This is a genomic window from Streptomyces sp. NPDC050617 (assembly GCF_040654795.1).
Classification (GTDB): domain Bacteria; phylum Actinomycetota; class Actinomycetes; order Streptomycetales; family Streptomycetaceae; genus Streptomyces.
On record NZ_JBFAIS010000002.1, the window covers coordinates 491,352 to 512,937 of the forward strand.

Genomic DNA, 21,586 nt, shown 5'->3' on the forward strand with positions numbered 1-21,586 from the left:
CCCCTCGGGCGGTTCGTACGCGGTCTGGGTGCTGTTGTGCAGTTAAGTTACGCTGCGCAAGAGCACCCCGGCAGTGCTTTCGTCTCTGATCGTAGGCCCGGATCGACGGCTCGAATTATTAGGCGGTGGTAGTGTGCGCGCCTCTCTCATCCAGATCGAGGTAGACCCGGACGAAACGGTTGAATCCCGCCGGGTGCGCGCCGGTTCACTCGTACGAGAGCAGCGCGGCAGCGACCTGGTGGTGCTCCCCGAGCTCTGGCCGGTGGGGGCCTTCGCCTTCGATTCGTTCGCGGCCGAGGCCGAGCCGCTGGACGGCCCCACGGCCGAGGCCATGTCGACGGCCGCGCTGGACGCGGGGGTCTGGCTGCACGCCGGCTCGATCGTCGAGCGGGACCCGGACGGGCCGCTCTACAACACCTCCCTGATCTTCTCCCCGGACGGCGAACTCGCCCGTACGTACCGCAAGATCCACCGCTTCGGCTTCGACAAGGGCGAGGCCGTGCTGATGAGCGCGGGCGACGAGCTCGTCACCGTCGGCCTGCCCGACACCAGGGTCGGCGTCGCCACCTGCTACGACCTGCGCTTCCCGGAGCTGTTCCGGGCCCTGGTGGACGCGGGCGCGCAGACCCTCGTCGTCCCGGCGGGCTGGCCGGCCCGCCGCCGCGCCCACTGGTCGCTCCTCGCCCGCGCCCGCGCCGTCGAGAACCAGGCGTACGTCCTGGCCTGCGGCACGGCCGGCACGCACGCCGGGGTGGAGCAGGCCGGGTACAGCGTCGTCGTCGACCCGTGGGGCGAGGTCCTCGCCGAGGCGGGCGCGGGAGAAGAGGTGCTGACCGTGGAGCTGGACATGGCGCGGGTGGCGAAGACGCGGGAAGAGTTCCCGGCGCTGAAGGACCGGGTGCTGGGGCGCTGAGCCCGGCCGCACGGCGGCCGGGAGAGGGCGGCCCCGCCCCGGAAGCGGCGGCCTGTGGCGTCCGATGGGGTGATAGGCGAAGCCGGACGTTAGACCCCGGAATTCCCATGGAATAACGGCCCCTGGAAACTACCCGGGGAGTTGGATACCGCATGGCTGCCGTACCGCCGTCGAGCATCGCCGACGTGATGAGGGAACAGTCCGAAGCGTGGTGCGATACGCCCTGGAAGGCGCTGGACGCCCGTCTGGGCGACGACGGGCGATACCACGGCTCCTACGCGGTGGACATGCCCTCGGACGTCGGCGAGCGTGCGCCCCACGGGCCGCTGCTGCACGCCTCGCTCCTCGCTGAGCTGGTCAACTTCCACGCCCTGCTGTCGATGACGTTCGCCTACGTCACGGGGAGCCACCCGGCTTTCGCCAAGCTTCCCAGGGTCGAGCTGCCGGAGTTTCGGCGCCGTACGCTGCTCACCGGTCTGAAGCTTTCGCTCAAGGAGCCCGTTTTCGAGAGCACCGTCCCCCTCATCCTTTCTTTTGACGGCATCGTCGACAAATGGGATCGGCATCGCCTGCTCTTCCTGACGGGTTCCGCCGACGCGGCCGAGGGGAAGCACACCGCGAAAATTGAGGGCTGCATCAATTTTCGCGATGAGATCGACTTCTAGATCGGCCTGCGGAAGAACCGAGCGCCCGCCGGCCTCCCGCCTCCGCCCTCAGTGCCCGTGCCCGTGCTCCTCATGTTCCTCGTGCTCGTGCTCCGCGAGGCGGTCCACGCATACCGCCACCGCGATGAGCAGGGCGGGGTCGGCGTCCTCGCGGACCACGTTCACGGCGTAGGTCTCCCGGAGCCGGAACCACTTCCGCGAGATGTGGGCGAGGAGCTCGCCGTCGTACTCGATGCCGTACTCCTTGTCGAGGACGTCCCCCGACACATCCAGTTCCGTGCCGTCCGAGAGCTCGACGCGGTAGTGGTCGCGCAGCGGCGAGAAGCGTTTCTTCTTGACGGTCGCGAGCGTCTCGCCGTCCCGGTCGATCTCCATGGTGTCGCGGAAGGCGAACATCTTCTTGTGGATCACGGCGAGTACCGGTCCGTGCGCGGCCTTCAGCTCGAACGTCTCGCGCAGCCGCAGCGCTTTCCCGTCCACGAGGAAGGCTTTCTCGCCGTGCTCGTCGGTGATCCAGTAGTCGTCGCCGATGGCGAGCATGCGTTCACGCACCTGGTATTTCATGGCAGACAGGTTCCCCCGGCGGCCGCAGGAATGCGCGGAGGGGCGCGTGATGTTGGATGGGGGCATGGCTTCACGTGCACGCGTCCGCGCCCCCGAACTCATCGGCAAGGGCGGTTGGCTCAACACCGGCGGCAACCCGCTCACCCTCGCTGACCTGCGAGGACGCATCGTCATCCTGGACTTTTGGACGTTCTGCTGTGTGAACTGCCTGCATGTTCTGGACGAGCTGCGGGAGCTGGAGGAGAAGCACCGCGACACCGTCGTGATCGTCGGCGTGCACTCCCCGAAGTTCGTGCACGAGGCGGAGCACCAGGCGGTCGTCGACGCGGTGGAGCGGTACGAGGTGCACCACCCGGTGCTGGACGACCCCGAGCTCGCCACCTGGAAGCAGTACGCCGTACGGGCCTGGCCCACGCTCGTCGTCATCGACCCCGAGGGGTACGTCGTCGCCCAGCACGCCGGCGAGGGCCACGCCCACGCCCTCGAAAAGCTGGTGGCGGAGCTGGAGGCCGTACACGGGGAGCGCGGGACGCTGCGGCGCGGCGACGGCCCGTACGTGGCCCCCGAACCCGTCGCCACGGATCTGCGCTTCCCCGGCAAGGCGCTGGCGCTTCCCGGCGGGAACCTGCTGGTCACGGACTCGACGCGGCACGCGCTCGTGGAGCTGGCGGCGGACGGCGAGACCGTGGTCCGGCGGATCGGCACGGGCGAGAGGGGGCTCGTGGACGGCGGGCCGGAGACGGCGCGGTTCAGCGAGCCGCAGGGGCTGGCGCTGCTGCCGGACGGACGGGTGATCGTCGCCGACACCGTCAACCACGCCCTGCGCGCGTACGACCCGGAGAGCGGCGAGGTCACGACGGTCGCCGGTACCGGGCGGCAGTGGTGGCAGGGGTCGCCGACGAGCGGCGGCGCGCGCGAGGTGGACCTGTCGTCGCCGTGGGACGTGGCGTGGTTCGCGGACCGGGTGTGGATCGCGATGGCGGGCGTGCACCAGCTGTGGTCGTACGATCCGGCCGCCGGAACGGTACGGGCCGAGGCCGGCACCACCAATGAGGGGCTGGTGGACGGGGCGGCCGCCGACGCGTGGTTCGCGCAGCCGTCGGGGCTGTCGGCGTCGGCCGACGGGCAGCGGCTGTGGATCGCGGACTCGGAGACGAGCGCGGTGCGGTGGGCCGAGCGGTCCGTAGACGGCGACGGCTTCGTGATCCGTACGGCCGTGGGGACCGGGCTCTTCGACTTCGGGCACCGGGACGGGGCCGCCGGCCAGGCACTGCTCCAGCACCCGCTGGGCGTGACGGCGCTGCCCGACGGCTCGGTCGCCGTCTCGGACACGTACAACCACGCGCTGCGCCGCTACGACCCGGCGGCGGACGAGGTCACCACGCTCGCCACCGATCTGCGCGAGCCCTCGGGCGCGGTCCTCGTCGACGGCGACATCGTCGTGGTCGAGTCCGCGCGGCACCGGCTGACCCGGCTGCGGCTGCCGGAGGAGGCGGTGCGGGTGGAGTCCGTAGCGCACCGCACGCAGCGCGCGGCGACCGACGTCAGCGCGGGCAAGCTCACCGTGGACGTCGTCTTCCAGGCCCCGGCGGGCCAGAAGCTCGACACGCGCTACGGCCCCTCGACCCGCCTCCTGATCAGCTCCACCCCGCCGGAACTCCTGGCGGAGGGCTCGGGCGCGGGTACGGACCTGCGGCGGGACGTGCTCCTCGCGGACGGCGCGACCGAAGGCGTCCTGCACGTCTCCGCCATGGCCGCCTCCTGCGACGACGACCCGGCGAACGAATACCCCGCGTGCCACGTCCACCAGCAGGACTGGGGCGTTCCGGTCCGCGTCGCGGCGGACGGCACGGCCCGGCTCGCGCTCGTACTCGCGGGGCTGGACGAGTCGTAGGCGAGCGGTAACTCAGCCGCTCCGCAGCGCCGGCCGGGCCGTAGCAGCCCAGCGGGGCCCTGACGCGGACGATCCGTAGCTCAGCCGAGCCTCGGGCGGACGAGCGCGGCCCCGGCCCGAAGGGGGCCGGGGCCGGGGACGTCAGCGGATGTAGCGGTGGTCTTCCTCGACGACGGGGGCCGCCGGGGGCGGGGGCTGCATGCGGCGGCGCTTGAAGATGCTGATGTAGGCGCAGATGCCGATGATGCCGACCGCCATCAGGATCAGGCCGACCAGGTGGACGTTCACGCCCTGCATCTGCCAGTCGACGGCGAATGTGAGGATCGCGCCGATCGCGACGAGACCGATGCACCATCCCATGCCCATGGATAACGCCTCCGAACTGAAGCTGATTTGGCCGTTCCGGGCTCTGGTACGCCTTCGGGTACCCGGGCTCGGAACGGCTAATCAGCTTCAGTCGCGGCCGCGGCGGTCAGCCGATCGGGTTGACGAAGGTGCCGGGGTGGGTGGCGCCGTCCTGCTTGACGAGGGTGCCCCAGGGCCAGTTCAGGTTCAGCGAGGTGGTCTCGTTGGGCGGGGTGACCTCGACGTGGGCGGGCTGGTAGAAGTTCTCGTCGTCCTTGGTCATGAGGACGTTGAGCTTGAAGTCGGTGCTGTCACCGGGGTTCAGGGTGATCGAGCTGAACTTGGCCGACGAGCGGGCCAGCGACCAGCGCTCGCCGCCGTTCTCCGAGGTCAGGTCCACACCGGGGAAGCCGCCGATCACGCAGGTGCGGCTGCCCTTGTTGGTCAGCACGATGCTGGTGGTCGTCGCACCGTCCGCGTTCTCGTCCGGGGCCGCGTCCTCGCCCGTCGCGAAGGCGCCCCGGAGCTCGGAGGTGTGGCAGCGCTTGGAGGCGGAGGCGCCGCCGCTGTTGGCGCTGCTGCCCGCCTTGCTGCCGCTCACGCCCGCCGACTTGTCGGTCGTCCCCTTCGCACCCTCGCCCTTCCCGCTGTCGCCCTTGGCGGCGGAACCGCCCTTGGCGCCCGAACCGCCCTGCTCGTCCGAACCGCCCTGCTCGTTCGAGCCCGAGCCCGGGAGGGAGGAGTCGTTCCCGGAGCGGTCCGAGGCGCCCGCCGCCGTGTCCGCCTTGCCGGTGGTCTTCGTGCCCGAGGCGTCGTCCGAGCCGGAGCAGGCGGTGAGGGTCAGCGCGGCGGCGGCGGTCAGGACGGCGGCGGCGACGCGAAGGCTGCGGGTGCGGCGAGCGATGGCGTTCATGGCGGGTTCCCCCCGGGTCGGTCGGTGTCGTTCTCTCGGTGTGACACCAATCCTGGCCGGGGGCGCTTCCGCACCGCTGCCGCTGCGCTAATGCTCCGCTAACAACCCTTCAAGCCCCAGGTCAGGGCCGGTCAGGGCTCTCTTTTCTCTTCCTCCCGGTCTTCCTTCTTCTCCTTGCGCTGGGCGAAGAGCTTCACCAAGTCGCTCATCACATAGCGGTTGGTGGCCTCCTCGTCGATCAGGTGCATCTCCGCCAGCCGGTCCAGCCCGTCCCGCGTCACATCGGGGTCGGCCCCGTCCAGCGCCGCCACCGCCGAGGCGTCCACGACCCGCGTGAAGCTCGTGCCGAGCGAACGCAGCAGCCGCGCGTCGTCCGCCGAGAGCCGCGCCACGGACGTACGCAGCGCCGCCGCCACCCCCGTGTCCTCGGCGGACAGCAGCGCGAGGCGCCGGCGTTCGTCGCGCAGCGCCGTGGCCAGGCGCGCCAGCCGCCACCGGGGGCGGGCCGTGAGCTGCGCCGCCGCCGCGCGCAGCGCCAGCGGCAGCCCGTCGCACAGCGCCGCCAGCTCGTGCGCCGCCTCCGGGTCCTCGGCGACCCGCTCCTGCCCCAGCAGCGCGCCGAGCAGCGCCACGCCGTCGGCGGGCGCGAGCGGATGCAGCCGCGCGGGCCGGGCGGAGTCCGTGGCGACCAGCCCGTCCAGCCTGCTGCGGCTGGTGACCAGGGTGGTGCAGCCGGGGCCCGCCGGGAGCAGCGGGCGCACCTGCGCGGAGCCGCTGGCGTTGTCGAGGATGACGAGCAGCCTGCGGTTCGCCGCCAGCGACCGGTACAGCGCTGCCGCCGCCTGCGGCGACGTCGGGATGCGGTCCGGCGGGGTGCCGAGCGCCAGCAGGAACTCGCTCAGCACCTCTATCGGCGCCGCCTCGTCGCCCTCCCCGAACCCGCGCAGGTCCGCGAAGAGCAGCCCGTCGGGGAAGTGCGCCTCGTGGGTGTGTCCCCACCGCACCGAGCAGGCCGTCTTGCCGACCCCGGCGGGGCCGGTGACGAGCACCACGGTGCTGTCCGCGTCCGGCGGCAGCGGCGCGCCGGTGGCGGCGCCGGGCAGCGCCAGCCTGGTGATCTCCGCCAACTCCTCCTCACGGCCGAGGAATCCGGCCGGTGGCCGCGGGAGCAGACGCGGCGCCGCTACGCGCATGCCCTGGCCTTGGCCCGGACCGTAGCTCTGGCCTTGGCCTTGGCCTTGGCCCTGACCGTAGCCGTACCCCTGCTGCTGCCCCTGGCCTTGTCCTTGTCCTTGTCCTTGTCCCTGAACCTGCTCCGGGCCGTAGCCCGTGCCGCTCGCCGTCCTGGGGTCGCGGGCCGCCGCGCCGGGGCGGCCCGTACCGGCCGCGATCCGGGGATCGGCGGCAGGCGCGCGCCCGCCGCCCGGCTGCCCGCCCGCACCGGGCCGTACGGGACGCCCGCCCGCGGCCGGCCGGGTAGGCGCCTGCTTCGACGCGGCGGACGCAGCGGACGCAGCCGACGACGGCGCCGGAGCCGGCGGGCCGCCTGCCCGCAGGATCTGCTCGTACGACGAGCGGAGCTGCTCGCCGGGGTCGACGCCGAGGTCGTCGGAGAGCAGCCGCCGCGTGCGGTGGTACCAGTCGATGGCGTCGGACTGGCGGCCCGCCCGGTAGAGGGCCTGCATGAGGGCGGCGATCAGCCCCTCGCGCAGCGGGTTGGCGACGGCGGCCGAGTGCAGCGTCGCGGCGGCGCGGCTGTGGTCGCCGAGGGCGCCGTGGGCGGCGGCCAGGGCCTCCACGCCGGTCAGCCGGCGCTCCTCCAGGGCGTGCGCGGCGGCCGCCAGCGGCGGGCTGGAGACGGTGCCGGAGAGCGCGGGGCCCCGCCACAGCGCCAGCGCCTCGCGGAGCAGCGGAACGGCGTCGTCCGGAGCCTCCTCGGGGCGCGCCAGATTGACCAGTTCGCTGAACCGGTAGGTGTCGATCAACTCCTCGGGCAGCCGCAGCAGATACGCCGAGCCGCGGGTGGTCAGCTCGATGCCGTACGCCTCCGCGCCGCCGTCGGCGAGGGTGGCGCGGAGCTTGGAGACATGGCCCTGGATGACCGTACGGGCGTGCTCGGGCGGTTCGTCCTCCCATACGGATCCGGTCAACTGCTCGACGGAGACGGTGGTGTTGGGGCGCAGCAGCAGCATGGCGAGCACGCTGCGGCGTTTGGCCGGGCCCAGCGGCAGCTCTCCGGACTGGGTGGAGACAGCGACCGGGCCCAGTAGTGAGAACTCCAAATCAGCCCTCCAGGAAGGCGCTCAGCGCGGAGGCGAGCAGGTGTGGGTCGTCCGCGCCGCACAGCTCGCGGGCGGAGTGCATGGAGAGGATCGCGGCGCCGATGTCGATGGTGGTGATCCCGTGCCGGGCGGCGGTGATGGGACCGATCGTGGTGCCGCACGGCATGGAGTTGATGGAGACGAAGCTCTGCCAGGGTACGTCGGCGCGCTCGCACGCGGCGGCGAAGACGGACCGGCCGCTGCCGTCGGTGGCGTAGCGCTGGTTGACGTTGACCTTGAGGATGGGGCCGGCGTTGGGCATCGGGTGGTGGCCCGGCTCGTGGCGCTCGGCGTAGTTGGGGTGCACGGCGTGGCCGGTGTCGGAGGAGAGGCAGACGGTGCCGGCGAAGGCGCGGGCCTTGTCCTCGTAGCCGCCGCCGCGGGCGAACACGGAGCGCTCCAGGACGTTGCCGAGGAGCGGGCCGTCGGCGCCGGTGTCGGCCTGGCTGCCGTTCTCCTCGTGGTCGAAGGCGGCGAGCACCGGGATGTACGGGAGGTCACCGCCGGCCTCCGCGGCGCCGGCCACGGCGGCGAGGGCGGCCGTCCCGGCGTGCACGGACAGCAGGTTGTCCATCCGGGGGCCGGCGACGAGCTCGCGGTCGCGGCCGAGGTAGGCGGGGGGCTCGACGCTGTGGGCCATCAGGTCCCAGCCGGTGACGTCGGCGGCCGGCACGCCCGCCTCTTCGGCGACGAAGGAGATCAGGTCGCCCTCGTGGACGTCGCCGAGGCCCCAGATCGGCGTCATGTGGCGCTGCTTGTCGAGCTTGAGACCCTCGGCGTGCACGGACCGGTCGAGGTGGACGGCGAGCTGGGGCACGCGCAGCAGCGGGCGGTCCACGTTGACGAGCCGGGTGGTGCCGTCGCGCAGCGAGAGCCGGCCGGAGAGGCCGAGGTCGCGGTCGAGCCAGGTGTTGAGCAGCGCGCCGCCGTAGATCTCCACGGCGACCTGCCGCCAGCCGTGCGCGCCGGTGTCGGGGATGGGTTTGACGCGCAGGTTGGGGGAGTCCGTGTGGGCTCCGACGATGCGGTACGGGGTGGCCGGGGTCGCGCCGCGCGGTACGTACCAGGCGATGATCGCGCCGCCTCTGAGTACGTACTTGCCGCCGGCCGTCTCGTCGGACCCGGCCGCGCCGGCGGGCAGGGTCCACGATTCGGTCTCGGAGACCTGGCGGAATCCGGCCTTCTCCAGCCGCGCGGCCGCGTTCGCCACCGCGTGGTACGGCGACGGGCTCGCGGCGAGGTAGGACATCATGTCGTCGGTGTGGCCGCGGTCGAAGCGGTGCGCAGAGCTCATGGCCTCAGGATAAGGATCAGAACAGGAGAACGGACGGGGTCCGGTCCCCTCTGTGAGGGAATCGGACCCCGTCCGCGGGAACTGCCGACGGTTTTCGGACCGGATCTCCGGTCAGCTGCCCGTTTTATGGCTTGTAAGAGCCCCTGGTGACGCCCCGGCGACGCCCTGGCGGCGCCCTGGTGGCGGCCCTTCGCGAGGCGGCTCGGAACCGGCTCAGAAGGAGTTCTCGTCCAGCTCCATCAGGGACTGGTCCACGGACTCGGCCTGCGCGCGGGCGACGGAGACGTGCGGCAGGACGTTGTGCGCGAAGAACTTCGCGGCGGCGACCTTGCCCGCGTAGAACGCCTTGTCCTTGGCGGAGGCGTCCGCGATCTTGCCGGCGGCCACGGCCGCGCCCTTGAGCAGCAGGTAGCCGATGACGACGTCGCCGGAGGCGAGCAGCAGCCGGGTGGTGTTGAGGCCGACCTTGTAGATGGACTTGACGTCCTGCTCGGTGGCGGCGAGGTCGGTGAGCATCGCGCCGACGATCGCCTCCAGGTCGACGGCGGCCTTGGCGAGCTCGTCGCGGGCGGGCGCGAGGTCCTCGCCGCCGGCGGCCTCGGCCAGGAACTTCTTGATCTCCTCGGAGAGGGCGGTCAGCGCCTGGCCCTGGTCGCGGACGATCTTCCGGAAGAAGAAGTCCTGGCCCTGGATGGCGGTGGTGCCCTCGTAGAGGGTGTCGATCTTGGCGTCCCGGATGTACTGCTCGATCGGGTACTCCTGGAGGTACCCGGAGCCGCCGAAGGTCTGGAGGGACTGCGCGAGCTGTTCGTACGACTTCTCGGAGCCGTAGCCCTTGACGATGGGGAGCAGCAGGTCGTTGAGCCGGTGCGCGGCCTTGGCCTCGGCCTCCTCGCCGGCGGCCTCCCGGACGATGATCTCGTCCTGTACGGACGCGGTGTAGAGCACCAGGGCGCGCATGCCCTCGGCGTACGCCTTCTGCGTCATGAGCGAGCGGCGCACGTCGGGGTGGTGGGTGATGGTGACGCGCGGCGCGGACTTGTCGGTGAAGGCGGCGAGGTCGGGGCCCTGTACGCGCTCCTTGGCGTACTCCAGGGCGTTGAGGTAGCCGGTGGAGAGGGCGGCGATGGCCTTCGTGCCGACCATCATCCGCGCGAACTCGATGATCTTGAACATCTGGCGGATGCCGTCGTGCTTCTCGCCGAGCAGCCAGCCCTTGGCGGGGTGGTTGGCGCCGAACGTCATCTCGCAGGTGTTGGACGCCTTGAGGCCCATCTTGTGCTCGACGTTGGTGGCGTAGACGCCGTTGCGCTCGCCGAGCTCGCCGGTCTCCCAGTCGAAGTCGTACTTGGGCACGATGAAGAGGGAGAGGCCCTTGGTGCCGGGGCCGTGGCCCTCGGGGCGGGCGAGGACGAAGTGGATGATGTTCTCGGACATGTCGTGCTCGCCCGAGGTGATGAAGCGCTTGACGCCCTCGATGTGCCAGGAGCCGTCGTCCTGCTGGACGGCCTTCGTGCGGCCCGCGCCGACGTCGGAGCCCGCGTCGGGCTCGGTGAGGACCATGGTGGAGCCCCACTGGCGGTCGACCATGCGCTGCGCGACGGCGTGCTGCTCCTCGGTGCCCTCCTCGTGCAGGACGCCGGCGAAGGCGGGGCCGGAGGCGTACATCCAGATGGCGGGGTTGGCGCCGAGCACGGTCTCGGCGAAGGCCCAGAGCAGGGAGCGGGGCGAGGTGGTGCCGCCGATCTCCTCCGGGATGCCGAGCCGCCACCAGTCGGCGTCCATGTACGCCTGGTAGCTCTTCTTGAAGGTCTCGGGGACCGGCGCCGTGCTGGTCTCCGGGTCGAAGACCGGGGGGTTGCGGTCGGCGTCGGTGTAGGAGTCGGCCAGCTCGTTCTCGGCGAGGCGGGCGATCTCGGAAAGGATGCTCTTGGCGGTGTCGACGTCCGTCTCCGCGAACGGGCCGGTGCCGTACAGCTGGTCGCGGCCGAGGACCTCGAAGAGGTTGAACTCGATGTCGCGGAGATTCGACTTGTAATGCCCCATGGCGACGGCTCCGTAAGGCTCGGGAGACAGTGATCTCTTATGCATACCAATCGGTAACCACCATGATGCTACCCGTGGGTAATAACAGGCAACCCCCAAAGGGCCAACTGTGACCCAGCACGCTCGGTACGCTCGTAGGCATGTACGGCTACGACCAGAACGCGGGCGCGGGGCAGGGGTACGCCGCGCCGCCCCCGCCGCCGCAGCAGCATGCGCAGCAGCCCGGCGGCTACGGCGGGCAGCCGCTCTACCCCGAGCCGTCGCCGCCGTCCCTCGCGGACGCGGTACGCGCCTTCACGACCGGCTCGATGTCGGCCGAGGACTTCCAGGGCATCTTCTCCACGTCCAAGGTCTACTGCCCGCGCGGTGACAATCCGGGCTTCCTGGCGCTGCACAACACGCAGCAGCCGGTGATCCCGATGTTCACCTCGCTCAAGGAGCTGCGGCGGTACGCCGGGAAGGAGTCCAAGTACTTCGTGATCACCGGTGCCGAGGTGATCGACCTGCTGCCGACGGGGTACGGCTTCGTGCTCGACATGGAGGGTGATCACCGCATGGTGTTCGACGCGAAGTCGGTGGAGCAGATGGTCGACTTCGCGATGCGCCGCATGTACGGATAGGTCCTGCTGTTCCGCCTCTTATCGGGGCCCGCCGCGTGAAGCGGCGGGCCCTTTCGCGTGGTCCGGGCCCCTCTCGCTCCCTCCTCGCGCTCGGCGGGGAATACCGCCCTCCTTGCTAGATGTTCACTGTTCAACTAAATTGGGGGCGAGAGCCGAGGAGGCCCGTTATGCCAGCAGTGACCGTGGAGAACCCGTTGACCCTGCCGCGCGTGGCCGCGCCGGCGGCCGCCGAGCAGCGGCCGGTGCTGCACGTGGCGACCGCGCCGAGCGGCTTCGAGGGCGAAGGCTTTCCGGTGCGCCGGGCCTTCGCGGGGATCAACTACAAGTACCTCGACCCGTTCATCATGATGGACCAGATGGGCGAGGTGGAGTACGCGCCCGGGGAGCCCAAGGGCACCCCCTGGCACCCGCACCGGGGCTTCGAGACCGTCACGTACATCATGGACGGGACGTTCATCCACCGGGACTCGCACGGTGGCGGCGGCACGATCAACGACGGCGACACGCAGTGGATGACCGCCGGGTCGGGGCTGCTGCACATCGAGACGCCGCCGGAGTCGCTGGTCATGAGCGGCGGGCTGTTCCACGGCCTCCAGCTGTGGGTCAACCTGCCCAAGAGCGACAAGATGATGGCGCCGCGCTACCAGGACATCGGCGGCGGCCAGGTCAAGCTGCTCACGTCGGCCGACGGCGGGGCGCTGCTGCGCCTGATCGCCGGCGACATCGACGGGCACGCCGGGCCCGGGATCACGCACACGCCCATCACGATGATGCACGTGTCGATCACCCCGGGCGCGGAGCTGACGCTGCCGTGGCGCTCCGACTTCAACGCCCTCGCGTACGGGCTCGCCGGACGCGGCGCCGCGGGCGCGGAGGGCCGCCCGTTCCGGATGGGCCAGGCGGTGGTCTTCGGCAACGGCGACTCGATCACCATCAAGGCCGACGCGACACAGGAGTCCCGCAGCCCCAACTTCGAGGTCGTCCTCCTGGGCGGCCGCCCCATCCGGGAGCCGATGATGCACTACGGCCCCTTCGTCATGAACACCCACGCCGAACTGGCCCAGGCCTTCGACGACTTCCAGGCGGGCCGGCTGGGGACGGTGCCGGCGGAGGAGCGCTGACGCGCGCCTGCCCCGCACGACGGCAAAGGACCGCGCCTCTTCGGAGGCGCGGTCCTTTTCTGTGTTGTGGGTGGGGTGTGCGGCGGCTATTCCGCGGTTGCGGCTTCCGTTTCGGTGAACAGCTCCTCGGCGCTGGCGGCTGTGATCGCGCGGTCGAACCAGCGGTTCAGGGTGTCGAGGTCGGTGCAGCCGGTGACGCGTTCGCGGACGGACTCGGGGACGGGGACGCCGCGGCCCTCCAGCAGCTGCAGAATCAACTGGGCCTCGGTCTCGGCCTTGCCCCTCAGATAGGTCTCCTCGATGATCGTGCCGCGGCCGGGGAAGTAGGTGCCGGGGAAGTCGGCGGGCAGGGGCATCGGGTTTCTCCATGTTGTCTCGCCGGGGTGGCCAGGCGGCTGGGGTGAGCGGCGGCTACTGCCCGAGTTCGACGTCCGCGTCGGCGAACAGTTCCTCGGCGTCGGTGGCTGTGACGGCGCGGTTGAACCAGTGGTTCAGGGTGTCGAGGTCGGTGCAGTTGGTGATGCGGTCCCGGGCGGGCTCGGGGACGGAGACGTTACGGGCCGCCAGGAGTTGCAGAATTGCCTGAGCCTTTCCCTTGGCCTCCCCCTTCAGGTAGGTCTCCTCGATGAGGGTGCCGCGGCCGGGGAAGTAGGTGCCGGGGGCGTCGGGGTCCAAGCGCATCAGGTTCCTCCAAATGTCTCTTGCCGGGGTGTCACCCAGGCCGATCTCCAGCATTTCCGTGTAGTACTGCAGAGTCGCCGACTCGGCCGTTCCCAGGGCGTTCGCGAGTGCTTCCAGTATGGCCGTGGCGTCCGGGGCTTTTGCGTGAGTCATGGCGGAGAAGGCGGCCAGGTCGAGGTTGCGCGCCGCCTCGGTGGGGCTGGTGATGACGGGGATGTTGTCGGGGCCGATGACCAGCGGGTGGGCGCTGAGGGCGGTCCAGCCCTCCACGCCCGTTCGGAAGGGGCCGGTCGCCCAGCGGGCCGTTGCCCGGTCCTGGCAGATGACCAGGAGCAGGGCGGGGATGCCGTATTTCGCGCTGAGATAGGCCAGGTAGTACGTCCAGCTCGCCGCCTTGTCCGGGTCGCGGCGGCCCTGGGCCTCGATGGCCAACAGGAACGCGCCGCCGTCGGACGGTTCGACGCGCAGCACGCTGTCCACTCGCCGCTCCAGCGGACGGATCTCGGTGACGTCGCCGGTGAGTACGTCGACGGTTACTTTCGCGGCCAGGGGTACGCCCAGGATGCGAAAGACGGGGGTCACGAGTTCGGGCCGGTCCTGGAAGATCCGGTGCGACGCCTCGTGCGAGGAGTTGACCATGAGCGGACGGTAGGACCGTTTAAACACCGATCACCGGCGTTCGTCGTGTGATCACTCGTATGAGTGGGCTGGTCAGACGGGTGGTTCGATGGAACGTTCGGAGGTGTCATGCACGTACGGCATATGACGCTCCATCACCCGCCTGCACCGTCCCGCGTGCCCCGGCCTCGCCCCCATGATCCGGTGAGGTGGTGGAGAACGACGCGGAGGCCGGGCGGGCGTTGTTGCCTGATGGGGTGCGGCGGGTGGCGGCCTGGTGTGTGGTGGTGCTGTTGCTGGCCGCGGTGGGGGCGGTCGGGGTGTGGTTGTGCGTGCAGTTGAAGGCCGCCGTCACGCCTGTGCTGCTGGCCCTGCTCGGCGCCGGGCTGCTCGGGCCGCTCTACCGGCGGCTCGTCGCCATGAAGGTGCAGCGGTCCCTGGCCGCCGGGCTGACCTGCGCCGCGCTCGTCGCCGTCGTCGGCGGCGCCGGGTACATCGTGGTCAGCGCGCTCATCGACACCGGCGACGAGATCGTGGCCTCGCTGAAGGACGCGGCGCGTTCGCTGTCCGACCATTTCGGGGCCGCCGGGACCTCCCTCGACGACATGGCCTCCAACGCCAAGGGCTGGCTCGGCAAGTTCGGCGGCACCGCCGCCTCCGGGCTGCTCTCCGGGATCAGCGTCGTGGGGCAGGCCGCCGCCGCTGCCGTGCTCGCGCTGCTGCTGACCTTCTTCTTCCTGCGGGACTCGGACCGGGCCGCGGCCACCCTGCGATCCCTCGCGCCCGGGTCGAGCGGTCCGCAGCTGGAGGCCGTCGCGCGGCGCGCCTTCCGGGCGGTCGAGGGGTTCATGCGGGGGACGACCGTCATCGCGCTGATCGACGCGGTCTGCATCACCGTCGGGCTGCTGATCCTGGGGGTGCCGGGGGCGGTGGGGCTGGGGGCGCTGGTTTTCGTGGGCGCGTACATCCCGTACCTCGGCGCGTTCATCTCCGGCGCGGTGGCCGTTCTCGTCGCCCTCGCGGACCGCGGCTTCGTGATCGCCCTGTGGGCGCTCGGCGTGGTCCTCGCCGTGCAGGTGCTGGAGGGGCACGTGCTCCAGCCGGTGATCCAGAGCCGCACGGTGCAGATGCATCCCGCCGTGGTGATGGTGGCGATCACCGCGGGCGCGAGCGTCGCCGGGATCGTCGGGATGCTGCTGGCCGTGCCGCTGACGGCCGCCGCCTTCGGGGTCTTCGCCGAGCTGCGGGAGCGTTACGCGGCGGGCTCCACGGAGGGGACCGCGGGGGCCGACGAGCCCTCGTAGAGCTCGAACCAGATCGACTTCCCCTCGCCCCGCGGATCCACCCCCCACGTCTCCGCGAGCAGCTCCATCAGCACCAGCCCGCGCCCCGACGACGCCATCTCGCCCGGCTGCCGCAGGTGCGGCATGTCGTCGCTGGCGTCCGAGACCTCGACGTGGATGCGGCGCCGGGCGTGCTCCCCGGTGATCTCGGCGACGAGGAGCGCGTCCCCGTCGGTGTGCACCAGGACGTTGGTGACCATCTCGGAGACCATCAGGACCGCCGAGTCGACCTGGTCCTCGTCCGCCCAGTCGTGCATGAGGTCGCGCAGCTGCTGGCGGGCCGCCGCTATGCGCTCGGGCTCGGCCTGGGCGACGGTCAGCACGGTGCGGCGGACGGGCGCGGGGGCCTGGCCGTACGAGCCGACGCCGCAGCTGCCGCCCTCGCGGCACAGCAGCAGCACCGCGATGTCGTCCTCGCGCCGGTCCACGAGCGGCCCCGTGGTGTGGTGCGAGGACGGCCCGTGCACGGCCTGTACGAGCGCGTCGGCGAGGGCCTCCAGGCCGCCGGAGCCCTCGGTCCCCCACAGGTCGTGGCCCTCGATGATGGAGCGGAGCCGGCTCCAGCCCGTCTCCAGGTCGTGGCCGCCGGTCTCGATGAGGCCGTCGGTGCAGACCATCATCGTCTCGCCGGGTTCGAGGACGATCCGGGTGGTGGGGTAGTCGGTGTCCGGGTCGATGCCCAGCGGCAGGCCGCCCGCGGTCGCCCGTACCAGCATCGTGCCGTCGACCAGCCTGATCGCCGGCTCCGGGTGGCCGGCGCGGGCGATGTCGAGGAGGCCGGTGCCGGGGTCCACCTCGATGTACAGGCAGGTCGCGAAGCGCGGGTCGGCAGCCGTGTCGGAGGCGTCCAGGTCGTTGATGCCGGCCAGGAAGCGGGAGGCGCGGGAGAGGACCGCGTCCGGGTGGTGGCCCTCGGAGGCGTAGGCGCGCAGCGCGATCCGCAGCTGGCCCATCAGCCCGGCGGCCCGTACGTCGTGGCCCTGCACATCCCCGATGACCAGGGCGATCTTCCCGGACGGCAGCGTGATCATGTCGTACCAGTCGCCGCCGACCTCCAGCCCGCCGCCGGTCGGCACATAGCGGGCCGCCACCGCCATGCCGGGGATGTCCGGCTGCACGGTCGGCATCATCGAGCGCTGGAGCCCGTCGGTCAGCTCCCGCTCCGACTCGTGGACGCTGGCGCGCGAGAGGGCCTGGGCGAGCATCCGGGCGACCGTGGTCAGCACGGAGCGCTCGTCGGGGCTGAACGTGACCGGTATGGAGAACCCGGCCATCCAGGCGCCGATGGTGCGCCCCGCGTTGATCAGCGGCAGGAAGGCCCAGGAGCGGCGGTCGAACTTCTCGGCCAGCGGCCAGGTGGTGGGGAAGCGGCGGCGGTACTCGCCGGGGTCCGGCAGGTAGATCGCCCGGCCGGTGCGGATGACCTCGGCGGCCGGGTAGTCCGTGGCCAGCGGCATGTCCAGGAAGGGCTCCTCCTCGCCCTGCCGGTGCCCGTGGTGGCCGATGACCCGTATCCGGTCGCCGTCGACGCCGAAGACGGCCAGCCCGGCCGGCTCGAACCCCGGCATGGACAGCCCGGCCGCGACCCGCAGCACCTCGGCCGTGGACCGCGCCTCGGCGAGCGCCCGGCCCGCGTCGAGCAGGAACGCCTCGCGGTTGCGCCGCCAGTCGCCGGTGACGGGGGCGCGGGCGGCGGAGGTGCCGGGCTGCGGCTCGGGGACCTCCGCCAGGGTGCCGACGAGCTCGTACGAGCCGTCGACGGCGAGCGGCTTGGTGCGGCTGCGCACGGTGCGCAGCACCCGGCCCTCGTGGTCGACGACGCGCAGCCGGGCCTCGGCGAGGGTGCCCTCGGCGACGGCGAGGCTGACGATGCCCTGGACCTCGACCCAGTCGACGGGGTGGAAGCGGGCGCGCGCGGCGGACTCGGTCACCTCCACGGGCGCGGCGGCCAGCCCCATCAGCCGGGCCGCCTCCGCGTCGAAGCTCACGAGGCCCGTGACGTTGTTCCAGCGCCATAGGCCGGTCGCGACGGCGGCCAGGACATCCTCGGTGCGCATTGCCCCACTTTATGTGGACTTAAGTCAGGGATACCAGCGAGGGGCGTAACGGTAGGCTTGCACACTGGCCTGTAGTGGACGAGCTCAGGCCCCGCCCCCGGCCACCCGCCCCCGATCAGACGACTTGGATGAACGATGCATCGGTACCGGTCCCACACCTGCGGCGAGCTCCGTGCGGCTGACGTCGACACCGACGTCCGGCTGAGCGGCTGGCTGCACAATCGTCGTGATCTGGGCGGCATCCTCTTCATCGATCTGCGCGACCACTACGGCCTCGTGCAGCTCGTCGCCCGCCCCGGCACCCCCGCCAACGAGGCGCTGGGCTCGCTGACCAAGGAGTCCGTCGTCCGCATCGACGGCCGGGTCAGCGCCCGCGGCGCGGACAACGTCAACCCCGACCTGCCGACCGGCGAGGTCGAGGTCGAGGTCACCGCCGTCGAGGTGCTGGGCGCCGCCGAGCAGATCCCCTTCACGATCAACGCCGAGGACGGGGTCAACGAGGAGCGGCGGCTCGAATACCGCTTCCTCGACCTGCGCCGCGAGCGCATGCACCGCAACCTCATGCTGCGCACCGCCGTGATCTCCGCCATCCGGCACAAGATGACCGCGCTGGGCTTCAACGAGATGGCGACCCCGATCCTGTCCGCGACGTCCCCCGAGGGCGCCCGCGACTTCCTGGTCCCCTCCCGGCTGCACGCCGGCAAGTTCTACGCGCTGCCGCAGGCCCCGCAGCAGTTCAAGCAGCTGCTGATGATCGCGGGCTTCGACCGCTACTTCCAGATCGCGCCCTGCTTCCGCGACGAGGACGCCCGCGCCGACCGCTCGCCGGGCGAGTTCTACCAGCTCGACGTGGAGATGAGCTTCGTCGAGCAGGAGGACGTCTTCGGGCCGATCGAGCAGCTCATGACCGAGCTGTTCACCGAGTTCGGCGGCGGCCGCACGGTGACCTCCCCGTTCCCGCGCATCCCGTTCCGCGAGTCGATGCTGAAGTACGGCTCCGACAAGCCGGACCTCCGCGCCGAGCTGGAGCTGGTGGACGTCTCCTCCGTCTTCGCCGGCTCCGGCTTCAAGGCGTTCGCCGACAAGCACGTACGGGCGCTGGCCGTGCCGGACACCGCGGAGCAGCCGCGGAAGTTCTTCGACCAGATGGGTGACTTCGCCGTCCAGCAGGGCGCGAAGGGCCTGGCCTGGGTCCGCGTCGGCGACGAGAACGCGCTGTCCGGCCCGATCGCCAAGTTCCTCACCGAGGACGACGTGAAGTCGCTGGTCGAGGCGCTGGACCTGAAGCCCGGCCACGCGGTGTTCTTCGGCGCCGGCGAGTTCGACGAGGTCTCCAAGATCATGGGCGCGGTCCGCGTCGAGGCGGCCAAGCGCACCGGCCACTTCGTCGAGGGCGAGTTCCGGTTCTGCTGGATCGTCGACTTCCCGATGTTCGAGAAGGACGAGGACACCGGCAAGATCGAGTTCTCGCACAACCCGTTCTCCATGCCGCAGGGCGGCCTGGAGGCCCTGGAGAACAAGGACCCGCTCGACATCCTCGCCTGGCAGTACGACATCGTCTGCAACGGCGTCGAGCTGTCCTCCGGCGCGATCCGCAACCACGAGCCCGAGGTCATGTACAAGGCGTTCGCCATCGCCGGGTACGACAAGGAGACCGTGGAGGCGGAGTTCGGCGGCATGCTCCGCGCCTTCAAGTTCGGCGCCCCGCCGCACGGCGGCATCGCCCCGGGCGTGGACCGCATCGTGATGCTCCTGGCGGACGAGCCCAACATCCGCGAGACCATCGCGTTCCCGCTCAACGGCAACGCGCAGGACCTGCTGATGGGCGCGCCGAGCGAGGTGGACGAGGCGCGGCTGAAGGAGCTGCACCTGTCGCTGCGCAAGCCGCCGCTGAAGTAGTACCGGCACGCACGGAAAAGCACGGAAGACGGCCCCTGAACCGCTCGGTTCAGGGGCCTCTCCGTGTGCCGGATCAGTTCGAGTTCGTCGCGCGGCGGAAGAACTCCAGCTCGGCGATGGCCACCTGCTTGTCCTTGCCCGTGCCGTACGCGGAGCGGATGACGAAGCGCGCGGTGACCGCGTCGCGCACCCGCACGTCGATCTTCTGCACGCCGCCGTCGTTGAGGGTGTGGTGCGAGGTGTGCGTCTTGCCCGCGGAGTCCGTCACGATCAGGTCGAAGTCCATCGGGCGGGCCTCGTCCGCGGACTGCGCCGAACGGGCCGAGGAGCCCGGCGTGACCAGCATCGCCAGCAGGTCGGTGGGCTGCTGGAACCGCGCCTCGATCCACTGGCCCGCCGAGTCGCCCGCGTACCCGGTGCCCCACCAGGTGTTGGAGTAGCCGTCGCCGGCGTTCTCCGGCTCGTGCTTGGGCGAGTGGTGCTTGTCCGCCCACGACGTGGGGTGCACGGGCACCCGCTTGGCGAAGTGGTCCTGAATGGCGCGGGCGGCCGGCGGGCCGCCGAAGATGCCGCCGACGATCACGCCGACCAGCAGCAGTGTGAGGAGGACGCGGGTGACCCAGCGGCCGTGCTCGCGGTGCAGCCGCGGGCGCTGACCGGCGTACGGGCCCTCGGCGATCGCGTCCCGCTCGTCCGAGAGCGGGCTGGCGCACTGCCGGCAGAAGTGCCGCCGCGGCGGGTTCACCGTGCTGCAGTACCGGCAGGGGTCCCCGAAGTCGGCCGCGGGCACGCCCGGTGTACGGACGCGGGGCCGCTGCGTCTCGGGGCGGCCGGGCAGCACCGAGCCGGGGGCCTCCGGCGGGGCGGACGGCGGGGTGGCGTCCGGTACGGGCACGAGCAGCGCGCGGATCGCGGTGTCGGACCGGTTCGGGGGCTCCGCGGGGCGGTGCGGCTCCCAGTCGGCGCCGGGCTGCGCGGGCGGCGCGGTGGGCGTTTCCGGGGCCTCCGGGGCCTGCGGTGTCTGCGGTGTGTGCTGGGCCGGTTCGGCGGGTTCGGCGGCGTTCTGCGCCATGGGCCAGTCGTCGTCGGCGTCCCGCCGCGCGCGCCGGTCGCCGGGCGCCGGGGGCAGCGGAATGGTGGACTCCGTGTCGGGGTCCTCGAAACCGGGCTGCCCCTGCTGAGCCGCTCCGCCGGCCGCGCCCGGAGCCGCCGCGCCCGGCATGGGGCCCGCGGGGGGCAGCGGCGCGGAAGCGGGCGGGCCGGCCGGGCCGGGCGCCTGCTCGGCGTACGGGCCGGAGCGCGGGTCGGCCGCCGGAGCGGGGTGCGAGCCGTGCGGACCGCCCTGCGGGCCGGAGCCCGCCCCCGCTCCCGGCCCCGCGTCCGTACCGCCGCCGGACTCCCCGGACTTCCGCCCGGAGTACGGGCCGGAGGCCGGGCCCCTGGCCGGGCCGTCCGCCGGGGCCAGCCGCCCGCCCTGGATGGTGCCGCCGTCCTTCGGGGCCGGGGCCTGCCTCGGGGGCGGGGCCGTGTCCACCTCCGGCGTGTTCTTCGAGGGGGAGCTGTCGGCAGGCGACGTGGCCGGGGAGGAGTCCCAGCGCAGGAAGCCGCCGCAGGAGTCGCAGAAGGACTGGCCTTCCTGGCGCGCCGGGGTGCCGCAGTCCGGGCAGGCGGCGGCGGGGGCGTCAGACATGGTCGGATCCCTTCGGATCGGCGGGGGCCGAAACTACCTCGGCGGTGAAAGGGAGGTGCGCGGGGCGGGCCGCGGAGACGATGGCGTGCAGCCGGTGGGCGTCGACCGCCGCGGCGTCCGGGACGTACAGCGTCACCTTCAGAAACGCTTCGGGCGTGCCGGGGAACGCGCCCAGGGGACGCGCCGACCACGTGGCGCCGCCGCTCTCCGTGATCTCGGGCCGTACGCCGAACGCCAGCCGCACGGCGTCGGACAGCCCCTGGTAGGTGCCCCGCACCCGGTGCAGGGAGATGGCCGTCGCCACCGCGTGGCGGCGCAGCGCCACCGGCTCCGTGCCGTCCAGCTCCGCGCCCACCCAGGTGGTCAGCCAGTCGATGAAGTCGTCCGGCGCGAGGGCTGGCATGAAGTACGCCTCCAGGCAGTCCAGGACGTTGAACAGCGGCGCCAGCACCATGTCCAGGCCCTCGACGAAGCGCAGCGCGAAATCGTCCTCGGCGTAGATGCCGGGGAGCTGGTCGCCGAGCGGGTACGGGGTGCCGAGCCCGTCGACCGAGCCCCGGTAGGCGGGCGGCGGCGCCGCCTCGATCGGTGTCGTCATCGTC

At 71.8% G+C, this 21,586-nt stretch carries 18 protein-coding genes; 7 read left to right on the forward strand and 11 right to left on the reverse strand.

All coding sequences use genetic code 11. The annotated features are described in order from the left end of the window. Positions 1-133 precede the first annotated feature (133 nt). Both AB0I49_RS04760 and AB0I49_RS04765 read left to right on the forward strand, forming a co-directional pair. Complete coding sequence (locus tag AB0I49_RS04760) at positions 134-913, forward strand: carbon-nitrogen family hydrolase (protein WP_363225374.1); 780 nt, start codon at positions 134-136, stop codon at positions 911-913. Positions 914-1,065: 152 nt separating this feature from the next. Further along, entirely contained in the window at positions 1,066-1,578 is a 513-nt protein-coding gene (locus AB0I49_RS04765) for a hypothetical protein (RefSeq protein ID WP_363225375.1), read from the forward strand. 48 nt (positions 1,579-1,626) lie between these two features. On the opposite strand, the gene AB0I49_RS04770 is transcribed toward AB0I49_RS04765, so the two are convergent. Next, positions 1,627-2,142 (reverse strand): LURP-one-related family protein, encoded by a 516-nt coding sequence (locus AB0I49_RS04770; RefSeq protein ID WP_363225376.1) that lies wholly within the window; start codon positions 2,140-2,142, stop codon positions 1,627-1,629. Positions 2,143-2,206: 64 nt separating this feature from the next. On the opposite strand from AB0I49_RS04770, the gene AB0I49_RS04775 reads away from it, so the two are divergent. Continuing rightward, positions 2,207-4,036 carry an NHL domain-containing thioredoxin family protein gene (locus AB0I49_RS04775; RefSeq protein WP_363225377.1) on the forward strand — a complete coding sequence of 610 codons (1,830 nt, stop codon included), beginning with the start codon at positions 2,207-2,209 and terminating at the stop codon, positions 4,034-4,036. A gap of 141 nt (positions 4,037-4,177) precedes the next feature. Here the strand turns inward: AB0I49_RS04775 and AB0I49_RS04780 are convergent, their stop codons facing one another. The 5 genes from AB0I49_RS04780 to AB0I49_RS04800 all read right to left on the reverse strand — a co-directional run bounded on the left by AB0I49_RS04780 (position 4,178) and on the right by AB0I49_RS04800 (position 10,955). Continuing rightward, a complete protein-coding gene (locus AB0I49_RS04780) occupies positions 4,178-4,402 on the reverse strand; it encodes a DUF6458 family protein (RefSeq protein WP_363225378.1) in 225 nt (74 codons plus the stop codon). Between the two features lie 106 nt (positions 4,403-4,508). Further along, complete coding sequence (locus tag AB0I49_RS04785; protein WP_363225379.1) at positions 4,509-5,294, reverse strand: DUF4232 domain-containing protein; 786 nt, start codon at positions 5,292-5,294, stop codon at positions 4,509-4,511. Between the two features lie 131 nt (positions 5,295-5,425). Continuing rightward, entirely contained in the window at positions 5,426-7,576 is a 2,151-nt protein-coding gene (locus AB0I49_RS04790; RefSeq protein ID WP_363225380.1) for a BTAD domain-containing putative transcriptional regulator, read from the reverse strand. 1 nt (position 7,577) lies between these two features. After that, positions 7,578-8,909 (reverse strand): M18 family aminopeptidase, encoded by a 1,332-nt coding sequence (locus tag AB0I49_RS04795; protein ID WP_363225381.1) that lies wholly within the window; start codon positions 8,907-8,909, stop codon positions 7,578-7,580. Between the two features lie 213 nt (positions 8,910-9,122). Beyond that, positions 9,123-10,955, reverse strand: coding sequence for an acyl-CoA dehydrogenase (locus tag AB0I49_RS04800; protein WP_363225382.1), 1,833 nt, complete (start codon positions 10,953-10,955; stop codon positions 9,123-9,125). A 140-nt stretch (positions 10,956-11,095) separates the two neighbouring features. Between AB0I49_RS04800 and AB0I49_RS04805 the strand changes: the two genes are divergently transcribed. Both AB0I49_RS04805 and AB0I49_RS04810 read left to right on the forward strand, forming a co-directional pair. Next, positions 11,096-11,575, forward strand: a complete 480-nt coding sequence (locus AB0I49_RS04805; protein ID WP_363225383.1) for an SseB family protein — start codon at positions 11,096-11,098, stop codon at positions 11,573-11,575. A gap of 167 nt (positions 11,576-11,742) precedes the next feature. Next, positions 11,743-12,696: a pirin family protein gene (locus AB0I49_RS04810; RefSeq protein WP_363225384.1), complete on the forward strand. Its 954-nt coding sequence runs from the start codon at positions 11,743-11,745 to the stop codon at positions 12,694-12,696. A gap of 86 nt (positions 12,697-12,782) precedes the next feature. On the opposite strand, the gene AB0I49_RS04815 is transcribed toward AB0I49_RS04810, so the two are convergent. Together AB0I49_RS04815 and AB0I49_RS04820 are read right to left on the reverse strand one after the other, a co-directional pair. Then, positions 12,783-13,052 (reverse strand): hypothetical protein, encoded by a 270-nt coding sequence (locus tag AB0I49_RS04815; RefSeq protein WP_363225385.1) that lies wholly within the window; start codon positions 13,050-13,052, stop codon positions 12,783-12,785. 55 nt (positions 13,053-13,107) lie between these two features. Beyond that, the gene (locus AB0I49_RS04820; protein WP_363225386.1) at positions 13,108-14,016 is read right to left on the reverse strand and encodes a hypothetical protein; all 909 of its coding nucleotides are present in this window, start codon (positions 14,014-14,016) and stop codon (positions 13,108-13,110) included. 191 nt (positions 14,017-14,207) lie between these two features. Between AB0I49_RS04820 and AB0I49_RS04825 the strand changes: the two genes are divergently transcribed. Further along, the gene (locus tag AB0I49_RS04825; RefSeq protein WP_363225441.1) at positions 14,208-15,299 is read left to right on the forward strand and encodes an AI-2E family transporter; all 1,092 of its coding nucleotides are present in this window, start codon (positions 14,208-14,210) and stop codon (positions 15,297-15,299) included. Here AB0I49_RS04825 and AB0I49_RS04830 read toward each other — a convergent pair. Further along, a complete protein-coding gene (locus AB0I49_RS04830; protein ID WP_363225387.1) occupies positions 15,248-17,395 on the reverse strand; it encodes a SpoIIE family protein phosphatase in 2,148 nt (715 codons plus the stop codon). The two genes, AB0I49_RS04825 and AB0I49_RS04830, sit on opposite strands and share 52 nt — an antisense overlap. 135 nt (positions 17,396-17,530) lie before the next feature. Here AB0I49_RS04830 and aspS point away from each other — a divergent pair, with 135 nt between their 5' ends. Beyond that, a complete protein-coding gene (aspS, locus tag AB0I49_RS04835; protein ID WP_363225388.1) occupies positions 17,531-19,294 on the forward strand; it encodes an aspartate--tRNA ligase in 1,764 nt (587 codons plus the stop codon). A 73-nt stretch (positions 19,295-19,367) separates the two neighbouring features. On the opposite strand, the gene AB0I49_RS04840 is transcribed toward aspS, so the two are convergent. Together AB0I49_RS04840 and AB0I49_RS04845 are read right to left on the reverse strand one after the other, a co-directional pair. Continuing rightward, positions 19,368-20,984 carry a hypothetical protein gene (locus AB0I49_RS04840; RefSeq protein WP_363225389.1) on the reverse strand — a complete coding sequence of 539 codons (1,617 nt, stop codon included), beginning with the start codon at positions 20,982-20,984 and terminating at the stop codon, positions 19,368-19,370. Continuing rightward, complete coding sequence (locus tag AB0I49_RS04845; RefSeq protein ID WP_363225390.1) at positions 20,977-21,582, reverse strand: phage tail protein; 606 nt, start codon at positions 21,580-21,582, stop codon at positions 20,977-20,979. The genes AB0I49_RS04840 and AB0I49_RS04845 overlap by 8 nt, the downstream gene beginning before the upstream one ends. Between the last annotated feature and the right edge of the window lie 4 nt (positions 21,583-21,586).